This window comes from Micromonospora endolithica, from assembly GCF_003626595.1.
Lineage (GTDB): Bacteria > Actinomycetota > Actinomycetes > Mycobacteriales > Micromonosporaceae > Micromonospora > Micromonospora endolithica.
On the sequence record NZ_RBAK01000012.1, the window covers coordinates 126780 to 145530 of the forward strand.

The window sequence follows — 18751 nt, forward strand, 5'->3', positions numbered from 1 at the left end:
ACGGCAGGCTATCGGTTACAGGCGATCGGGCGTACGGATGCCGAGCACGTACAAGCCCTGCCGGAGCACCCGGGCGGTCAGGTCGCAGAGCACCAGCCGACCGTCCCGGACCGGCCCGTCGGCCCGCAACACCGGGCAGCGCTCGTAGAAGCTGCTGAACGCCGCGGCCAACCGGTACAGGTACCCGGTCAGCTGGTGGAACTCCAGGCCGTCCGCGACCTCGCCGACCACCGTCCCGAAGCCGACCAGTGCGAGGGCGAGCGCCCGCTCGGCCGGCTCGGCCAGCGAGATCGCCGCCGCCGGCCCGGCCGTCTCGCCGGCCCGCCGGAAGATGGACCGGATCCGGGCGTACGCGTACTGGAGGTAGGGGGCGGTGTCGCCGTCCAGCGACAGCATCCGTTCCCAGTCGAGCACGTAGTCCTTGTGCCGGTCGCTGGACAGGTCCGCGTACTTGATCGCGCCGATGCCGACCGCCCGGCCCACCTCGGCGGCCTCCGCCTCGCCCAACTCCGGGTTCCGCTGCCGGGCCAGCGCGGTGGCCCGGGCGATCGCCTCCTCCAGCAGTCCGACCAGCTTCACCGAACCGCCGGCCCGGCTGCGCAGCATCCGCCCGTCCGCCCCGAGGATCGACCCGAACCCGACGTGCTCGGCCCGGGCCGGTGCCGCCAGCCAGCCGGCCTGCGCGGCGGCGGCGTACACCATGTCGAAGTGCCGCCGTTGCGGCAGTCCGACCACGTAGAGCAACCGGGTCGCGCCCAGGGTGCCGGTGCGGTGCCGGATCGCCGCCAGGTCGGTGGCCGGGTAGCCGTACCCGCCGTCGGACTTGCGCACGATCAGCGGCAGCGGCTCGCCGTCCCGGCCGACCTGACCGGGTGGGAACACACAGGACGCGCCGTCGCTGTCCCGCAGCAGCCCGAGCCGGTCCAGGTCCTCGACCACCGGACCGAGCAGGTCGTTGTAGCTGCTCTCGCCGTGGAAGTCCCGCTCGGTGAGGGTCACGTCGAGCAGGTCGTAGACGGTCAGGAAGTACCGTTCGGACTGCCGCACCAGCAGCCGCCACAGCCTCAGCGTCGCCTCGTCGCCACCCTGCAACGCCACCACCCGCCGCCGGGACCGTTCCCGGAACGCCTCGTCGGCGTCGAACTTCCCCCGGGCCGCCTGGTAGAACGAGTCCAGGTCACCCATCGACAGTGTCCGCGCCGCCTCGGCCCCGCCCAGGTCGACCAGGTGCTCGATCAGCATCCCGAACGGCGTGCCCCAGTCGCCCAGGTGGTTGGCCCGCAGCACCCGGTGCCCCAGCCATTCCAGCAGTCGGGCCGCCGCGTCGCCGATCACCGTCGAGCGCAGGTGCCCGACGTGCATCTCCTTGGCCACGTTCGGCGCCGAGTAGTCGACCACCACCGTCTCCGGCTCGGCGGCCACCGGCACCCCGAGCCGCGGGTCGGTGGCCAGCGCCAGGACCAGTTCGGCCAGGGTGTCGTCGGCGACGGTCAGGTTGACAAAGCCCGGCCCGGACACCTCCGTCACGCGACACACGTCGGCCAGGTCCGCGTGGGCCAGCACCTCGGCGGCGACCGCGCGCGGCGGCCGACCGAGCCGCCGGGCCAGCGCCAGGGCCGCGTCGGACTGGAAGTCCGCCCGCGCCGAACGCCGCACGACCGGGTCCACCGGTGCGCCGGCCACCCTGGCGAACGCGGGAGCCAGCCGGTCGGCCAACAGCTTTTCCAGATCCATTCCTACGCCGATCTCGCTCGGATCCGCCACGCGGACCACTCGGGTGGGGACGCGGACGGACCGAGGACGACCGACGAGGACCGGCGGCTCGATCCGCCGGTCGCAGAGGGAAAGACTCAGCGCAGGCGGTCGCGGGACCGCCGGCGTCGCCGCGCGCCGACCTGGACGTCGGGAGACGCCATCGGGTACGCGGGCGAGCTGGTCATGGCAGCAGCCTAACCGGCCGACCCGGGGGCCGCGCAACGTCGTTCTCCGGTCATGACGGTGCCTCGCCGTGCGGCTCCCGGTTCCGCGACATCGGATTCGGACCGGCACGCCGGGGCGCCTTGAGGGGAGTTTTCCGGGATGGTGTCGTATCGGGGCGCAGCCGTTCGTAGAACCGGTGGGCGGCGGTCGCCGGACCGCCGGCCACGAGGCGTCGGGCGGCCCTCGTCCCGGGACTGAGAGGAGACGCCATGACCGAGTACCTGATCGCCTTCAACGACGAGTGGGTGTCCGAACACACGGCGGAGGAGATACGCGCGAAGGGCACCGCCAGCCGCGCGGTGATCGCGGAGATGCAGGCCGAGGGTGTCCTGATCTTCAGCAACGGTGGGCTCGACCGGTCCACCGCGGTGTGCAGTGTCGAGCTGGTCGACGGCAGTCCCGTCTTCACCGACGGTCCGTACGTCGAGACCAAGGAGCACCTGGGCGGCTTCGCCGTGGTGGACGTGCCCGACGACGCGACGGCGCGCTACTGGGCCGGCAGGCTGGCGACCGCGCTCGACTGGCCGCAGGAGGTGCACCGGTTCCGCGGCCCCGGGGAGCCCCGGCATGACGGCTCCGCGGACAGGTGACCACGGTGCCCAGATACCTGCCGTCGGTCCACGGGCCGGCCGAGCAGGCCGAGTCCGGCGCCTGTCCGTCCCGGGAGGCCATGGCGCGGCGCGCGGCGCCGCGGTCGTGACCGGTCCCACGGTCGCGCAGGCGATCACCCGCGCCCACCGCGAGGAGTGGGCGCGGTTGGTCGCCGGCCTCACGCGCCGCTTCGGCGACCTCGACGTCGCCGAGGACGCGACGGCCGAAGCGTTCGTCGCGGCCACGGAGCGGTGGCCGCTCGAGGGCGTACCGCCCAATCCCGGCGGTTGGCTCGCCACCACCGCGACCCGCAAGGCGATCGACCAGCTCCGCCGCGAGTCGCAGCGCGACGCCAAACACCAGGCGGCCCGGATCGTGTACGACGGAACCCCCGCCGAGCCGACCGGACCGGTCGGGGACGACCGGCTCAGACTGGTCTTCACCTGCTGTCATCCCGCCCTGGCCGCGGAGGCCCGGGTGGCACTCACCCTGCGCCTGCTCGGCGGCCTCACCGTCGCCGAGATCGCCCGCGCCTATCTGGTGCGGGAGACCGCGATGGCGCGCCGGATCACCCGCGCCAAGGCGAAGATCAAGGCGGCACACATCCCCTACCGGGTGCCCTCCGCCGACGACATCCGAGAGCGACTCCCGGGCGTGCTCGCGGTCGTCTACCTCGTCTTCAACGAGGGCTACCTCGCCGGCGAGGGTGCCGACCCGCTACGCGTCGACCTCAGCGACGAGGCGATCCGCCTCGGCCGCCTGCTCCGGACCCTCCTCCCGGACGACGGGGAGGTGGCCGGCCTGCTCGCCCTGATGCTGCTCACCGACGCCCGTCGGGCGGCGCGCGTGTCCCGCACCGGGGAGCTGGTGACCCTCGACGAGCAGGACCGCGGCGCATGGGACCGCACCCTCATCGCCGAGGGCAACGCCCTGGTCCGGGAGCGGGTCGCGGCGGTGGCGGCCGGCGGTGAGCCACCCGGCCGCTACCAGCTACAGGCCGCCATCAACACGGTCCACACGGATGCCCCGTCCGCCCGCGACACCGACTGGTCCACCATCGTCGCCCTCTACGGCCGCCTGGTGCTGCTCGACCCCTCGCCGATCGTGCGGCTCAACCGGGCGGTCGCGGTCGCCGAGGTCGACGGCCCCGGGGTCGGGCTGGCCGAGGTCGAGCGCCTCGCCGAGGCGCTCGACGGCTACCACGCCTTCCACGCCGCGCGCGCCGACCTGCTGCGGCGGCTGGGGCGCAGCGGCGAGTCCCGGGCGGCGTACGACCGGGCCATCGGTCTTGCCGGCAATCCCGCCGAGCGGGCCTACCTCACCCGCCGCCGCGACCAGCTCGCCGGCTGACCGACCAGCGGCGGCTGGCGGTCGACGGAGCATGTCGGCTCTCAGCTGGGCCAGGGAACGCGTCAGCCACGCGACCGCGACGGTCGCCGGGGAAGGCGCGGAAGCGTACGCTTGGCGCAGCGTCGCTCGGGACCCCGGTGGCCGACAGTCCGTCGCAAGCCCGCGATCACCCGGCGCGCCACCGCGCCCCGGGCCGTCAGACGCTCCTTGAGAGGCGGCGGTTCACGATGACCGCACCCCGGAACAATCATGTTCGATCCTTCCCGCGCGACGGTCTGGGCGACTCCGACGCTCCGGCACCCCGGCGGACGGCGGCGAGGCGCTCGCGGATCGGCGGTGTGTGGGTCGCCGCCGTGGTGTTCGCGGTCGTGCTCCTGCTGCTGCTGATCTTCGTCCTGCAGAACGGGCAACGTGCCGAGGTGTCGTTCCTCGGCGCACACGGGACCCTGCCGATGGGGGTGGCGTTGCTGCTCGCCGCGGTCTTCGGGGTACTGCTCGTCGCCCTTCCGGGCACCGCCCGCATCGTGCAGCTGAGGATGGCCGACCGTCGTCCCGCCCGGCGCTCGGTGGACCAGCCCGGATCCGGCCCGGATTCCCGGTCGGCGAGCGGGGTCGCCGGCGGCCCGCTGCCGCCCCGCCCCGACCGCTGGGAGGGCTGACCCGTGCCCGGCTCGCCACGACGAGCCGGCACGAGCGCCGCACCGGTGCCCTCCGCGACCGCCACCGACCCGACCGACCTCCGGCACGCGTCAGACGTCCCGGCCGGCGAATCGGCGCGGGCCCGGGCCGAGGTGACGACGAGCCCCGACGCGCACGATGTGTGGGTCGGCGAGGGCGGCAGCACGGCGCCGATCGCCCGCCGAATCGCGGCACCGGCGGCCGTCCGGCAGATCCTCGCCGACCCCGATCACCCGGCGGCGCCGACGTCGACAGCCTGACCGTGGCCCCGGCCCGTCGGTGCACCGGGCCGGGGCGACGGTCATCCCGTGCCGGGAGGAACCGATGTGCCGAACAGTGCCGCCGGCTCGCCCAGCGCGGCGGTCAGCTCACGTCCGAGAAACGCGTCGTAGCCGGTGGCGGGGGACGACGTGGCCAGGGGCGGCGGGCGACCGTCGATCCCGCGGAGCCGCTCCTCGGCCCGGCGGGCGGCGATGGCCGTCACCCAGGCGAGGCCCCCGACCTGGTCGGCGGCGTGCCTCGGGGCGAGCTGCCAGACCTCGACGAACACCGCCCGGGTCACCGCGACGGCGACCGACGGGCTGCCCACGCTGTCCCGCACCTGGACGAAGACTGCCCGGACGAGGCGGCGGTAGAGGCGACCGAAGGCGGCCCGGTCCCGGTCGGCGATCCGCTTGACGAGGTCGTCGACGGATTCCGGGCCGGGGACGACGTAGACAGGAGGAACCGGCATCCGATGCTCCCGGGTGGTGTGCCTGCTGGATGGGGCACCACCGGGGACCAGGGCGGTCGTTGCCCCGTTCACCCTACGCTATCGACCGGTCATCCCCCGCGTCCGCCGCGGCCTCCGGATCCGGCGGGGCCGGGTGCGCGGATACCCACGAGCCCTGCGCCGCCGGATCGACGAGGCCGCGGCCCCGAAGACCTCACCGGCGTACGGATGACCACCCCGCACGGGTAGCGCCACGCGGCACTCCGGCTCGGGTCGCGGTCGACGGGTCGGATCAGGGGCCGGTGGCGGCGAGGTCGCCCAGGTGGGCGAGCGGCGTGTGCGGCGGGCGCCACTCCAGGAACATCGCCGTGGCGTCGTCGTCGAGTTCGTCGTCCTGGTAGGCCACGACGGCGCGGACCAGGCGGCGCATCGTCTCCGGGCTGGGCAGCCGGTCGTTGAGGGCGCGGTTCACGAAGTCGACGAGGCGGTCCACCCCGAACTGCTCCCGGTCCTCGTTCCGCGCGTCGGTGATGCCGTCGGTGTAGGCCAGCAGGCGGTCACCCGGGTGCAGGTTCTCCTCGTGCACCCGGGGCCGGCGGGACGTCAGATGACCGAGGCCGAGCGGCAGCGCGGTCGGGCCGGGCAGTTCCCGGATCGCCTTGCCGTCGCGCAGCAGCAGCGCGCCGGGGTGACCGGCGTTGATCATGTGCAGTCGGCCGGTCCGCCGATCCAGTTCGGCCAGCAGCGCGGTGGCGAACATGTTCGGGTGCTCGGAGCGCACCCACCGGTCGATGCTGATCGCCGTGTCCACCAGGTCGAGACCGCACCGGCGTGCGTTGCGGTAGGCGCTGACCACGAGTGAGGCCAGGCTGCTCGCCCGGATGCCGTGCCCGCAGGTGTCGAACAGCCCGACGCTGAGCACGTCACCGTTGAGCGCGTAGTCGAAGACGTCACCGCCGACGTCGTAGCACGGTTCGAGGATGGCGGTGATCACCAGGTCGTCGGTCGCGAAGGTCAGCGGCGGCAGCAGTCCCCAGACGATCTCGGCCGCGACCTGCATGGGTAGCCGACGCCGCAGCCGCTCGACCACGTCGCCGTAGGCCCGCCGGTTCGCCAGCAGGTGCGCGACGTGGACCGCCAACTCCCGGGCCGCCCCCTCCAACGTCGGATCCTCCGCGGCCGGGGAGACGACCTCCAGCACACCGATCCGCTCGCAGCCGACGAGCAGGGGTATCCAGATCCGGTCCGGATCGTCGGCCGCGCACTGGAGTTCCAGGCTGGTGAACGCCCGCCCCGCCAGCGTCGTCTCGATCGACAGCCGGTCCCGGACCAGGCCGGCGTCGAGCAACGGCACGAGGTCGGACTGCGCGTAGTCGGCCAGGTAGATCACGATCTCGCTCGCGCCGATCGCCGGGGCGGCACGCGCGACGAGTTGGGACAGGTCGTCCGGCCCACCGCGGGGCGCGGTGAGCTGGAGCCAACGCACCGCATCGCCCGCGTCGACCAATCTCCACCTCCCCCGTGTCTCCCCACACCGTAGGAGTGCGGTGGCCGTCCTGCCAATTGCGCCACCGGCACCCGATGCGGCCGCGAACCCTCTCCAGGGCGCATGACGGACGCCGGGAGGGGTATGGTCGGTACAGACGGGCGGTCGCCCGCGATTCCGGAACACCGCAACGCGGCCCCGCACCACCGCGACGCAGCCCCGCGAGAGCGCCGGGCCCCAGAGCGTCGGCACGGCGGGAGCCTCCTGCGATCAGATGTGTTCCGCTACTCAGAAGGATCTCTGCATGACGTTGAACGGCAACTACGGCTCGGCCCTGTTCGTTTCGGTGCCGACCACCGACGGGCTCGACGCACCGGGCGTGAGTCGCGACGACAGCGAGGAGGCCATGCGCCGCCTTCGCCACCCCTTCGCGGTGTCGCCGGCCGCCCCGGCGGGACACCCGGCTGCCCCCGGCGATCGCCCCACGTCACACTCCTGACCCGATCGGCCAGGGCGACATCATCCTTTCGGCTAGCAATTGGCCAACCTTTCCGGTAGCGTTCGCGGCATAGCAGTACGACATGACGCGGTGGCGAGGCCCGTGATCGTGGGCCTTGCGACAGCGCACCTGCCCGTGTGTGCGCTCCGGCGGCAGCCGGTTCGGAGATCTTCCGATCGCTCCGATCCGACGGGCACGCGCCGGAAGGACCATTCCATGGTCACCACCACCGCCACCGAACCGACGACCGGCACCCGCTTCGGCCAGCGCAGCAGTGCCCACGGCACCGCCAGCGCCGACGACCTCCTGGCCGCGATGGCGGCCACTCCGGTCGACGATCCCGGTCGGGCGGCGCTGCGCGACCGCACCATCGAGGCGTGGTTGCCCCTCGCCCGCCACCTGGCGCGCCGCTACGGCGGACGCGGCGTACCGGACGAGGACCTGACCCAGACCGCGGTGGTCGGCCTGATCAAGGCCGTCGACCACTTCGACCCCACCCGGGGCGTGGACTTCACCGGGTACGCCATCCCCACCGTCGTGGGCGAGATCAAGCGTTACTTCCGGGACCGCACCTGGGCCATCCGGGTACCCCGTCGGCTGCAGGAGCTGCGCCTGTCGATCAGCGAGGCCAACGGCACCCTGAGCCACACGTTGGGCCGTTCGCCGACGGTGGCCGACATCGCGGCCTACCTCGACCTGTCCGAGGAGGCCGTCCTGGAAGGGCTGGAGGGTGCCCGCGCCTATCGCGCGACCTCGCTGTCCACCCCCACCGGCGCGGACAGCACCACCGAACTCGGCGACACCCTCGGCGGCCTCGACCACGACCTCGACCTGGTCGAGATCCGTCTCGCGCTCAGCCCGGCACTCGCCACCCTGCCGGAGCGCGAGCAGCGGATCCTCAGCCTGCGCTTCCACGGCAACCTCACCCAGGCCGAGATAGCCGAGCGGATCGGCGTCTCGCAGATGCACGTGTCCCGGCTCATCACCCGGTCGCTGGCCACGCTGCGCCGGCACCTGGCCGAGGACCGTGCCTGACCCGCACGGGTTTACCGACGGCGAGCCAGGGCACCATACACAGTAGACAGCCACCGGTGGTCACCCGGTCTCCGTGACCAGAACCGAATCCTTCCGATGCCCGAGGGCATCGCGCCAGCCGGGCGGACCGTACGGTCCGCGCACCCCTGCGCGCATCCGATAACCAGGAGCACCTCATGACGTCCCCCACCGCCACCACCCGGCGCGACGCCAACGCGACCGCCACCGAGCTGCGCCGCACCCACGACGAGACCAAGCCGGCCTGGAAGACCACCGAGTTCATCGCCTACGTCGTCGTCGTCCTGGGCGTGCTGATCGCCTCCCTCGTGGTGGACGGCAACGGCAACGGTGACAACGGCGCCGGCGGCGACTTCTTCCGCGCCGACCGTGCCTGGCTGTACGTGGTGATGCTGACGATCGGTTACCTGGTCAGCCGCGGGCTGGCCAAGTCCGGCAGCCGCTCCACCCACAACTGAGCGTAGGCACCTTCCCGCCGCCCGGTCGCATCCGCGACCGGGCGGCGGCATGCCTGGACATCTCGGACGCGACGACGACGCCGGTCACCCGGCCCGGCCGTCCGGCGGGGTCTCCTCCATCGCCGCGACGAGGTCGGCCACCGGCACGGTGGCGAAGCCGACCCGGGCGTCGCCCGCCCCGTACGGCAGCCACAACTCCCCGTCGTGGACGAGCGCACCGCAGGAGTAGACGACGTTCGGCACGTACCCGTCGCGGTCGGCCTCCTCGGGGCTCAGCAGCGCACCGGGCAGCCGCGCGAGCACCCGTTCCGGCCGGCGCAGGTCGAGCAGGAGCGCGCCGATGGCGTACCGGCGCATCGGCCCGACGCCGTGGGTGAGCACCAGCCAGCCGGCCTCGGTTTCCACCGGTGACCCGCAGTTGCCGACCTGGATCAGCTCCCAGCTGTCCCGGGGTGCGTGCAGCGGCACCGGTGCCGCCCACCGGTTCTCGTCGTCCAGGCAGGTCAGGCCGAGGGTCTCGCCGTCGGTACGGCACAGGGCCAGGTGCCGGCCGCCGACGGTACGGGGGAACAGCGCGACCCCCTTGTTGCGGACGCCCGGCCCCCGCATCGGGGTGGCCTCGAAGCGGCGCAGGTCCCCACTGGCCAGCGCGCGGCTGGCGATCCGCCGCCCGTCGTACGCGGTGTAGGTGGCCCGGTACACCGGCCCGGAGTCGCCGGTGAACCTGACGAACCGGGCGTCCTCCAGACCGTTGCTCTCCGCCGGGACGCCCGGCCAGAGCACCCGTTGGTGCAGCTCGGTGTCGGCGGGGAAGGCCGTGGCGTAGCTGGCGGCGTCGATGCGCCGCAGGTGTTCCAGGGTGCGCGGCCCGTTGGTGCGGGAGAGCAGGTCCGGTGGCAGGCTGCCGAGCACCCGCTCGAAGGTCGCCTCGTCGTACCGGTCGGGCAGGGCGTCCAGCACGGTGGCGGTGACCTCGTTGTCGCGTTCCTCCTCGGCCAGGCCGGCGGCGAGCAGGTCCCGACGGTGCGCCACGGCCACCCGCTGCCCGAGGACCAGCGGGCCGGACCGCTCGGCGACGGCGAGCCGGCGGCCGGGCCCGAGGACGGCGGAGGCGAAGCCGATCGACGACAGGTGTCCCTCGCCGATCTGGCGCAGGCTGACCGCGACGCGGAGCTGCCCGGCGGCCAGGCCGGTCTGGTCCGGGTGGGCCACCATCGACGGGTTGCACAGCGCGGCGGCCTCGACCGCGTACTCGTGGCTGAAGTAGGCGCCGACCAGCAACCGGGTGGTGGGGGAAAGGTCCTGGTGCCGGGCGATGCGGTGCCGGACCAGGTCGTGGTGGTGGTGGAAGGTGCCATCCAGGTCCCGGTGCCGGGTGCCGAAGCGGTCGAAGGTGTCCCGCAGCAGCCGGCCGGTCTCCGCGTCGTCGAGGTGCGCGACCCGGTCGATGAGCGCACCGGCCCGGTTGCGGACCACGGCGTCGTCCTCACCGGGGACGAAGAGCTTGACGATGACCCGGCGGGCGTCCGGGACGAGGGTACGGTCCTGCCGGACCGCCCGGACCCCGGTCACGACCAGCGCCGGGCGTGTTGCAGGGTGGCGATCAGGGCCAGGGTGGACTCGGCGCCCTGGTTGAGGTTGGGCCCGTGCGCGGTCAACCCGTCGTAGCCGCCGCCGGTCTCCGGGTCCCACATCGGGGTGCCGACGTCGTTGTCGCCCAGGAACCACCCGACCGCCTGCCGTACCCCGGTCTCCCAGCCGGGGTCGCCGGTGACGGTGGCGGCGGTGGCGCACGCGTCGGCGAAGGCGGCGACCTCGATCGGTTGCTGGTCGTGGCGGGGCCGCACCCCGTCCCGCCGCCAGCCACCGGCGGGCACCACCGACAGGTTCCCGTCACGCTGCTGGACGTCGCGTAGCCAGGCCAGCATCCGCAGCCCGCCGTCGAGGGGCGGGCCGTCGTGGCGCAGTTGGCTGGCCGCGATGACGACCTCGGCCAGCGCCGCGGAGGCGTACGTCAGTCGCGGCGCCGGCCAGGGCCACCGCGGGTCGGTTCCGGGGCCGCCGATGGTGGTGGCCGCGTCGGTCAGCAGCGCGGCCGCGGCGGCGTGGGCCGGATGACGGCGGAGCACCTCGGCGGCACCGAGCCCGGCGAAGGCCATCGCGTGCGGCGCCGGGGAGCGCCGGGTGGCGCCCCGGCTGAAGGCGACCAGCGCCTCCTCCCGGATCCACGCGGCGGGGCTGCGGGCCGCGGCGGTGCCCAGCCCCCAGAGCGCCCGGCCCCACCAGTCGCCGAGCCCGGGCTGGTCGGTCCAGCGCCGGTCGTGGCCGAGCCGGTTGTGAAAGGCGCCGGCCGCGTCCTGGGCGTGGGTCAGGAAGGCCAGGTACCGCTCGGCGAGCCGGAGCACCTCCCCACCCGGCTCCGGCTCCCGGCTGGTGACCACCAGGCCCCGCGCGACGTCGTCGGTGCAGTAACCGTGTTCCCGGCGGACGATGGCGTGCCGGGCGTGCTCGAACAGGCCGGTGTCGTCGCTCAACCGGCTCAGGTGGGTGAAGCTCGGCCGGGGCGCGGCCCGGCCACCGCGTCCCGGCGGGCGGGGCAGGCCGGTGGTCGCGGTCACGCCGACGCCGCGCTGACCGCGAAGGCGCGGTCCGCGACCAGCCCGTCGGCGAGGGCGCCGTAGCGGGCGGCCACCGCCGGCCAGCGCAGGTCCGCGGCCAGCGGCCGGACCCGGCCGGCCAGCCGGGCGACCAGGCCCGGCTCGGTCAGCACCCGCCGGATCGCGGCGGCCAGCGCCACCGGATCCTGATGGCGTACGACCAGACCGGGGCCGCCGTCGAGCAGCTCGACGGCGTGCGGGAACGCCGTCGCCACCACCGGCACCCCGGCGGCCACCGCCTCGATGAGCACACCGGAGGTGACCTGCTCCCGGGAGTCGTACGGCAGCACCACCACGTCGGCGGAGCGGACCAGCCGGCCGAGGGTCTGCTGGTCGTGGTAAACGTCCTGGTAGTCCACCGCGTGGGCGACGCCCAACTGCGCGCCGAGCTGGTGCAGCCCCGCCCGGTACGCCTCACCGTGGTGCTCGATCACCTTCGGGTGGGTGCGGCCGGCGACGGTGTAGGTGGGAGTCGGGTCGAGGTCCTGCAACCGCGCGAGGGCCCGCAACGACCACTCGATGCCCTTGCCGGGGCCGAGCAGCCCCCAGGTCAGCAGGTGCGGGCGGGTACGGCGGTCGGCGGGTGCGCCGACGTGCTCGGCAGCGCCGTGCGGGATGACGGTGACCTTGTCCGGTCGTACGGTGTAGCCGACCAGCAGCCGGTCGCGGGCCGTGTCGGTCATCGTGACGACCGCCCCGGCGGCGGTGACGATCTGCTCCAGCAGGGACCGCTGCCGGGCCGACGGCCGGCGCAGCACGGTGTGCAGGACCACGATGCTCGGCACGGTCAACCGGCGCAGCAGCGGCAGGACGTCCTCCCCGTCGGCGCCGGGGTAGATGCCGTACTCGTGTTGCACGACGGCCACGTCGAAGGTGTTCAGGACGGCGGCCGCGTCCCGCCAGCCGGCCGGGGTGTGCGACGACCAGGTGTGCGCCACCTCCGGGCCGGCCTGCTGGTCGTCACCGTGGTCGGTGACCCGCACGATGCCGCCGCGCGTGCCGTCGGCGGTCAGGTGGGCGGCGAGCGCCGCGTTGAAGGTGGCCAGGCCGCACCGGGTCGGCGGGTGGGTGCTGAGGAATCCGTAACTGGGCATGGGTGTCGGTGCCTTCCGGTCGTCGGCCGCCCGCCGGGGTTGGCGGGACGACCTCACGCGGTGACGGCGCACGCCGGCCAGCGTGTGTGGCCGGCGGAACGGATTCGGGTCGACGGGCGCCGGGCGAGTCAGCGGCCGGCGACGTCCGCATAGACGGCCAGGTAGTCGGTGACCATCCGGTCGGCCGCGTAGCGTTGCCGGGCCCGCGCCGCGCAGTCGGCCCGGTCCAGGCCCGCCGCCCGGGTGACCGCGTCGACGGCCTGCTCGACGGTGTGCACGAGGAAGCCGGTCACCCCCTCGTCGACCACCTCCGGCATCGACCCGCGGGCGTACGCGACGACCGGCGTGCCGCAGGCCATCGACTCCACCACCGACAGCCCGAACGGCTCGTCGAAGGAGATCGGGTGCAGCAGGGCGGCGCTGGCGCCCAGCACCTCGGCGCGGCGCCGGGGGCCGACCGACCCGAGGTAGACGACCTGGTCGCCGTCGACGTGCGGGGCCACCTCCTCGGCGAAGTACCGCTCGTCCTGCACGATGCCGCAGATGGTCAGCGGCCGGCCGGCGCGGCGGGCGATCTCGATGGCGGTGTGGGTGCCCTTGTCCGGGTGGATCCGGCCGAGGACGGCCAGTCCGGGACCGGCGTCCGGGGCGAACGGCAGCCCGGTGAGGTCGACGCCGTGGTGCACCGTGGCGACGTAGTCGAGTTCGGCGCTCCGGTCGGCGTCGGAGATAGACACGTACGACGAGCGGGCCCGGGCGTACGCCGGGAGGATGCCCGCGCCGGAGAAGCCGTGCACGGTGGTGAGCAGCGGGGCGGCGCAGTGCGCGGCGAAGGCGAGTGGCAGCCAGTCGAGGTGGTTGTGCACCAGGTCGAACTCCGCCGAGCGGGCCATCGCGTGCGAGACGTGCATCGCCTCCCACACCCGGCCGTCCAGGTCCGGGGCGTCGGCGTACCCACGGGGGCACACGCCGTCCAGCGCGGCCGAGGTCACCGAGTCCAGCGTCGCGAAGAGGGTCACGTCGACGCCCCGGGTGACCAGCCCCTCGGCGAGCAGGCCGGTGACCTGCTCCCAGGGGCCGTAGTGGTGCGGAGGCGTACGCCAGGCGACCGGGCCGAGCAGCGCCACCCTCACGGGGACGGTGCGTCGGCGAGGTCGGCCGGGTCGAGACGCAGGGTGGCGAGCAGCCCGGTGTGCTTGGCCGGGTCGACCCGCTCGGGCAGTTCGCGCTCGACCCAGTCGGCCCTGGCCTGCTGGCCGCGCTCGCGTAGCGTGCTGACGATTCGGTGCCGGGCGATCCTCATCGGGTGCTCCCTCGTGGGGCCGTCCGCGACGGTGCTGCTCACGGACGGCGGTGTGACGGGCCGGTCGGTCCATCACCGGCCGTCCGGACGGACGTGCCGTCGCGATCGATGGCGAACGGTCAACGCCTCTGGCGACGCTGCGGCGATGGCACCGGCGGCCCCATCGGGGGACCCGGGCGACCTGTTCACCGTACGCCTACCTGCGCGGATCCGCACGTGACCGGCGGCCGGGAGGTTGAACTCACCGCATCCGGAAGGGATGCTGTCAGTTACATCGACAGCTCACGATTGGAAGTACCTCGATGCGTCGTCTTCCGCTCGTCGCCCTCACCCTCGCCCTGCTGCTGCCCGCCGCCCCCGCCGCCGCGCACCACCGGACCGGCACCGCGCCCGACCCGACCGCCCTGGCCGCGGTCACCACCGCCGGCACCGCCTGGGGCCTCGACCCGGCGACCGGCCGGACGACCCTGACCGCCGACGAGTCGGTCAGCGCGGCCCAGGCCCGGGCGCTGCGCGCCGTCGCCGACCGGGCCGGCGCGGTGTTCCGCCGGGAACCGGGCCGGCTGCGGCTGCTCATCGCCGGCGGGCAGGCGATCTACGGCGGCGGCGGGCGCTGCTCCCTCGGCGCGAACGTGCGCAGCGGCACCACCTACTACTTCGTCACCGCCGGGCACTGCACCCGCAACGCGGCGACCTGGTACGCCAACAGCGGCCAGACCACCGTGCTCGGCAGCCGCGCCGGCAGCAGCTTCCCCGGCAACGACTACGGCATCGTGCGCTACACCGGCACGATCAGCCACCCCAGCGCCGTGTACACCTATCCCGGCACGGTCACCATCAACGGCCCCGGCACCGCGTTCGTCGGCCAGGCAGTCTGTCGCAGCGGCTCCACCACCGGCGTCCGGTGCGGCACGGTCACCGGGCTCAACCAGACGGTGAACTACGCCCAGGGCAGCGTCTCCGGGCTCATCCGCACCAACATCTGTGCCGAGCCCGGCGACAGCGGCGGCCCGCTCTACTCGGCGGCGAACGGCACCGTCCTCGGCGTCCTCTCCGGTGGCAGCGGCAACTGCACCAGCGGCGGCACGACCTACTACCAGCCGATCGGGGAGATCCTCGCCGCGTACCGGGTGACCATCCCCTGACCAGACCAGACCAGACCAGACCCGACCGGCCCGGGTAAGGGCACCTGAAGCGAACCGTAAGCGACCTCGGGCAGAGTCCTGGTTGTCGAACGAGGCACCCGAAGCCAGGAGGAACCCCGATGCGCAGGATCATCAACTCGACCTACATCACCCTCGACGGCGTGATCGAGAACCCGATGTGGACCATGCCGTACTTCGACGACGAGGCCTCCGCCTTCGCCGGCTCGCAGACCGACGCGGCCGACGCGCTGCTGCTCGGCCGGCACACCTACGAGGGCTTCGCCGCGTCCTGGCCGACCCGGGACGAGAACGACCCGACCACCGGCGCCGCCTACTTCAACAACGTGAAGAAGTACGTCGCCTCGACCACCCTGACCACCGCGGAGTGGAGGAACAGCGAGGTGCTCCAGGGCGACGTGATCGAGGCGGTCACCGCGCTGAAGGCCGCCGAGGGCAGGGACATCCTGATGTACGGCTACGGCGTGCTCACCGACACGCTGGTCAAGGCCGGCCTGGTGGACGAGGTGCGGTTCTGGATCCACCCGGTGCTGGTCGGTGGCCCGTCGGTCTCCGCCCCGCTGCCGAACACGCCCACCACGCTGGCCCTGGCGGACACGAAGGTCTTCAAGAACGGCGTGATCGTCGCGACCTACACGCCGGCCGCCGGCTAGACCGGCAGCGGTGGGACCAGGGCCCGGGCCTCGCCCGGGCCCAGGTCGCGTCCGGCGGCGTACGCGGCGGCGAACCCGTCCGCGCCGAGCGCCGCGACCAGCCGTGCCGTCGTACGGTCGATCTCGTCCTGTTTGGCCGGGGCGACCGGCGCCTCCGCCGCCTCCCGGGCGGCGTGCGCCGCGCCGAGCATCCGCGCTCCGACCCGCGGGTCCGCAACCGCCGACGCGAGCCCTTCGAGGGCGCCGCAGGCGTCCCGGGGCGCGTCGATGACGACGGAAACGTCGAACGCCCGAGCGTGCAGCGACCGCGCCCGGTCACCGTCCCCCTGTTCGGCGACGGCGTACGCCAGCTCGGTGAGCACCATCGGCAGGTGCAGCGCGTCGTCCCCACCCTGTTCCACCAGCCGTTCCAGGTGGGTGGTGGCCACGTCGAGCTTCCCGATGCGGCGGGCGGCGAAGCCGAGGCCCAGCTCGGCGAAGACCAGGGCGGCCGGGGAGTCCTGCTCGACGGCCAGCCGGTACGCGCGCCCGGCCAGTTCCCACGCCGTGTCGTGGTCCCGGGTCTGCACGGCGAGCCAGGCCAACCAGGACAGTTTGGACCCGACCTCCGGCCAGAGCCCCAACTCCTCGGCCCAGCGCAGGCCCTCCCGGTGCAGGGCGATCGCCCGTTCGTGGTCACCGGTCAGCTCGGCCAGCCCGCCCAGCCAGTCGGTCGCCTGCGACCGGCCCCACCCGTCGCCAAGCTCGGCGAATCCGGCGGCCGCCCGGTTGGCGGCACGATCCAGCTCGGCGACGTCGCTGGCCGCGTGGGCGAGCATGGCCCGGGTCACCGACACGGCCGCCTCGACCCAGGGGTCGGTGCCGGCGGCGAGGGCCCGGTCCAGCAGGCCGGCCACGCGCGTCCGGTCGTGGCTCTCCAGCAGCGCGGCGGCCACGAACCAGGTGGCCCTGCCGTCGGCGTGCCCGGCCAACGCGACGTCGACCTCGGCGTCCGGCACCCGCTCGCCGTGGAGCAACGCGAACCCGACCCGCCACACCGCCGCCTCGGCCCGCGTCGCGGCATCGCCCTCGCCGTCGGACGCCAGCGCGCGGCGAGCCTCGGAGAGCCGGCCACGGAGGAACCAGTACCAGGTCAGGGCGTTGGCCAGCCGCAGGCCCCCGCCGTGGGCCAGGGCCGCGCGCAGGTTGCCGGTCTCGGCGTCCAGGCGGGCCAGCCACTCCCGCTGGCCGGGGCCGCGCAGCAGCGGATCGACCCGCTCCGCCCACTCCGTCCAGTAGGTGGCGTGCCGCGCCCGCACCGGGTCGGTGGGGTCGAGCCGCTCCAACGCGTACGCGGCGACCGACTCCAGCAGCCGGTAGCGCGGTGTCGGGCCGGCGGTGTCCAGCACCAGCAGCGACCGGTCGACCAGTGCGGACAGCACGTCGAGGTCGGCGCCGCAGACCGCCTCGGCGGCCTCCGGCGGGCAGCCGTCCGGGTGCACCGCCAGCCGGGACAGCACCGTCCGCTCGTGCGCGGCGAGCAGGTCCCAGCTCCACCCGATCACCGCGGTCAGGGTGCGTTGCCGGACCGGCACGTCCCGCTGCGTCGTACCCAGCAGGCGGAACCGGTCGTCCAGCCGCTCGACCACGCCGGCCAGGCCGAGCGCGCGTACCCGCCGCGCGGCCAGTTCCAACGCCAGCGGCAGGCCGTCGAGGCGGCGGCAGAGCTGCGCGACGGCCGGCGCGGTCCGCTCGTCCAGGTGGAAGCCGCGCTGCTGCGCGGCGGCCCGGGCCGCGAACAACCGGGCCGCCGCCGACCGGCGGACCGCGTCGAGGTCCGACTCCTCGGTCGGTACGGGTAGCGGTCGCACCTCCCAGAGCAGCTCCCCGGCGAGGCCGAGCGGTTCCCGGCTGGTCGCCAGCACGGTCACCTCCGGTGCCTCCCGCAGCAGCCGGGCGACCAGCGTCGCGGCCGGCTCGACGACGTGCTCGCAGTTGTCCAGCACCAGCAGGGTCCGCCGGTGGCGCAGCGCCGCCACCAGGTGGTCGCCGGCGGTGCCGCCGGTCCCGGCGACCTCGCGGACGTCCAGCGCGGCCAGCACCAGGTCGGCGACGCCGGTCTCGCCGGGACGCAACGCGGTCAGCTCGACCAGCCGCACACCGTCGGGGAAGGCCTGCTCGCGGGCGACCTCGGTGGCCAGCCGGGTCTTGCCGACCCCGCCCGGCCCGACCAGGGTGACCAGCCGCCGCTCCGGTACGAGGGCACGCAGTTCGGCGAGTGCCTCGGCCCGGCCGACCAGCTCGTCCAGCCGGGCCGGCATGCTGTTGCGGATCCGCGCGGCGGCCGGCGGCGGGGTCAGCGCCGCGTCCTGCGCCAGGATCTTCCGGTGCAGCGCGACCAGGTCCGGGCCGGGGTCGAGGCCCAGCTCGTCGGCGAGCCGGTGCCGCAGGTCGGCGTAGCTGTCCAGCGCCTCGGACTGGCGGCCGGCCGCGTAGAGGGCCCGGATGTGCAGTGCCCGCAGCCCCTCCCGCAGCGGGTGCCGGCTGACCAGCTCGGCCAGGTCGGCCGTGACCAGCACGTGCTCGCCGCGGGCCAGCCGGGCGGCGGCGAGCTTCTCGTGCACCGCCAGCCGGGCCTCGGCCAGCCGGGTCACCTCGGCGCGCACCCACTGCTCGTCGGCCACGTCCGCGTACGGCTCGCCCCGCCACAAGCCGAGCGCCTCGGCGAGGCTGTGCACGTCGTCCTCGGCGGCCAGCGCGGTGAACCGCTCGGCGTCGACCGCGTCGGTGCGCAGCAGGTAACCGGGGGCGCGCGACTCGATCAGGTCCCGGGCGCCGGGTTCGGCGTCGTCGAGCGCCCTGCGCAACTGGGACACCCGGACCTGGAGGGCGCCGGCCGCGTTCGCCGGTGGGGCGTCACCCCAGAGGTCGTCGATCAGGCGGCCGGTGGAGACGACCTGGTTGCGGTGCGCGAGCAGGTCGGCCAGCAGCACCCGCACCTTGGCGCCCGGCACGGTGACCGGGGAGCCCGCGTCGGTGGCGACGGCGAGCGGCCCGAGGACGCCGAAACGCATGCCGGCCACCCTACCCGCGGT

General features: G+C 74.3%; 18 protein-coding genes. 9 read left to right on the forward strand and 9 right to left on the reverse strand.

The window, feature by feature from the left end; all coding sequences use genetic code 11:
* Nucleotides 1-15: 15 nt before the first annotated feature.
* Entirely contained in the window at nt 16-1734 is a 1719-nt protein-coding gene (gene argS, locus D7223_RS25395; protein ID WP_120730961.1) for an arginine--tRNA ligase, read from the reverse strand.
* A gap of 455 nt (nt 1735-2189) precedes the next feature.
* Here argS and D7223_RS25400 point away from each other — a divergent pair, with 455 nt between their 5' ends.
* The 4 genes from D7223_RS25400 to D7223_RS25415 all read left to right on the forward strand — a co-directional run bounded on the left by D7223_RS25400 (nt 2190) and on the right by D7223_RS25415 (nt 4859).
* Nucleotides 2190-2570 carry a YciI family protein gene (locus D7223_RS25400; RefSeq protein WP_120730962.1) on the forward strand — a complete coding sequence of 127 codons (381 nt, stop codon included), beginning with the start codon at nt 2190-2192 and terminating at the stop codon, nt 2568-2570.
* A gap of 106 nt (nt 2571-2676) precedes the next feature.
* The gene (locus tag D7223_RS25405; protein ID WP_238162211.1) at nt 2677-3921 is read left to right on the forward strand and encodes an RNA polymerase sigma factor; all 1245 of its coding nucleotides are present in this window, start codon (nt 2677-2679) and stop codon (nt 3919-3921) included.
* Between the two features lie 227 nt (nt 3922-4148).
* The gene (locus D7223_RS25410) at nt 4149-4580 is read left to right on the forward strand and encodes a LapA family protein (RefSeq protein ID WP_120730964.1); all 432 of its coding nucleotides are present in this window, start codon (nt 4149-4151) and stop codon (nt 4578-4580) included.
* A 45-nt stretch (nt 4581-4625) separates the two neighbouring features.
* On the forward strand, nt 4626-4859 hold the full coding sequence (locus tag D7223_RS25415; RefSeq protein WP_120730965.1) for a hypothetical protein: 234 nt from the start codon (nt 4626-4628) through the stop codon (nt 4857-4859).
* A 41-nt stretch (nt 4860-4900) separates the two neighbouring features.
* Here D7223_RS25415 and D7223_RS25420 read toward each other — a convergent pair whose 3' ends face one another.
* Together D7223_RS25420 and D7223_RS25425 are read right to left on the reverse strand one after the other, a co-directional pair.
* Complete coding sequence (locus D7223_RS25420) at nt 4901-5332, reverse strand: sigma-70 family RNA polymerase sigma factor (protein WP_120730966.1); 432 nt, start codon at nt 5330-5332, stop codon at nt 4901-4903.
* A 271-nt stretch (nt 5333-5603) separates the two neighbouring features.
* Nucleotides 5604-6818 (reverse strand): PP2C family protein-serine/threonine phosphatase, encoded by a 1215-nt coding sequence (locus D7223_RS25425; protein ID WP_120730967.1) that lies wholly within the window; start codon nt 6816-6818, stop codon nt 5604-5606.
* A 283-nt stretch (nt 6819-7101) separates the two neighbouring features.
* On the opposite strand from D7223_RS25425, the gene D7223_RS25430 reads away from it, so the two are divergent.
* From D7223_RS25430 to D7223_RS25440, 3 genes are all read left to right on the forward strand, one after another.
* Nucleotides 7102-7296: a hypothetical protein gene (locus D7223_RS25430; protein ID WP_120730968.1), complete on the forward strand. Its 195-nt coding sequence runs from the start codon at nt 7102-7104 to the stop codon at nt 7294-7296.
* 216 nt (nt 7297-7512) lie between these two features.
* Nucleotides 7513-8331, forward strand: a complete 819-nt coding sequence (locus tag D7223_RS25435; protein WP_120730969.1) for a SigB/SigF/SigG family RNA polymerase sigma factor — start codon at nt 7513-7515, stop codon at nt 8329-8331.
* 176 nt (nt 8332-8507) lie between these two features.
* The gene (locus D7223_RS25440; RefSeq protein WP_186832287.1) at nt 8508-8807 is read left to right on the forward strand and encodes a hypothetical protein; all 300 of its coding nucleotides are present in this window, start codon (nt 8508-8510) and stop codon (nt 8805-8807) included.
* 84 nt (nt 8808-8891) lie between these two features.
* On the opposite strand, the gene D7223_RS25445 is transcribed toward D7223_RS25440, so the two are convergent.
* The 5 genes from D7223_RS25445 to D7223_RS33095 all read right to left on the reverse strand — a co-directional run bounded on the left by D7223_RS25445 (nt 8892) and on the right by D7223_RS33095 (nt 13861).
* Nucleotides 8892-10379, reverse strand: a complete 1488-nt coding sequence (locus D7223_RS25445; RefSeq protein WP_120730970.1) for a glycoside hydrolase family 130 protein — start codon at nt 10377-10379, stop codon at nt 8892-8894.
* On the reverse strand, nt 10376-11425 hold the full coding sequence (locus D7223_RS25450) for a glycosyltransferase (protein WP_238162212.1): 1050 nt from the start codon (nt 11423-11425) through the stop codon (nt 10376-10378). Before D7223_RS25450 ends, D7223_RS25445 begins: the two co-directional genes overlap by 4 nt.
* Nucleotides 11422-12558 (reverse strand): glycosyltransferase, encoded by a 1137-nt coding sequence (locus tag D7223_RS25455; protein ID WP_120730971.1) that lies wholly within the window; start codon nt 12556-12558, stop codon nt 11422-11424. The genes D7223_RS25450 and D7223_RS25455 overlap by 4 nt, the downstream gene beginning before the upstream one ends.
* 128 nt (nt 12559-12686) lie before the next feature.
* Complete coding sequence (locus D7223_RS25460; protein WP_120730972.1) at nt 12687-13691, reverse strand: glycosyltransferase family 4 protein; 1005 nt, start codon at nt 13689-13691, stop codon at nt 12687-12689.
* Entirely contained in the window at nt 13688-13861 is a 174-nt protein-coding gene (locus tag D7223_RS33095) for a hypothetical protein (RefSeq protein WP_186832288.1), read from the reverse strand. The genes D7223_RS25460 and D7223_RS33095 overlap by 4 nt, the downstream gene beginning before the upstream one ends.
* Nucleotides 13862-14163: 302 nt before the next feature.
* On the opposite strand from D7223_RS33095, the gene D7223_RS25465 reads away from it, so the two are divergent.
* Both D7223_RS25465 and D7223_RS25470 read left to right on the forward strand, forming a co-directional pair.
* On the forward strand, nt 14164-15006 hold the full coding sequence (locus tag D7223_RS25465) for a S1 family peptidase (RefSeq protein WP_120730973.1): 843 nt from the start codon (nt 14164-14166) through the stop codon (nt 15004-15006).
* A gap of 119 nt (nt 15007-15125) precedes the next feature.
* On the forward strand, nt 15126-15677 hold the full coding sequence (locus tag D7223_RS25470) for a dihydrofolate reductase family protein (RefSeq protein WP_120730974.1): 552 nt from the start codon (nt 15126-15128) through the stop codon (nt 15675-15677).
* Here D7223_RS25470 and D7223_RS25475 read toward each other — a convergent pair.
* Nucleotides 15674-18730, reverse strand: a complete 3057-nt coding sequence (locus tag D7223_RS25475) for an AfsR/SARP family transcriptional regulator (RefSeq protein ID WP_120730975.1) — start codon at nt 18728-18730, stop codon at nt 15674-15676. The genes D7223_RS25470 and D7223_RS25475 overlap by 4 nt on opposite strands.
* Between the last annotated feature and the right edge of the window lie 21 nt (nt 18731-18751).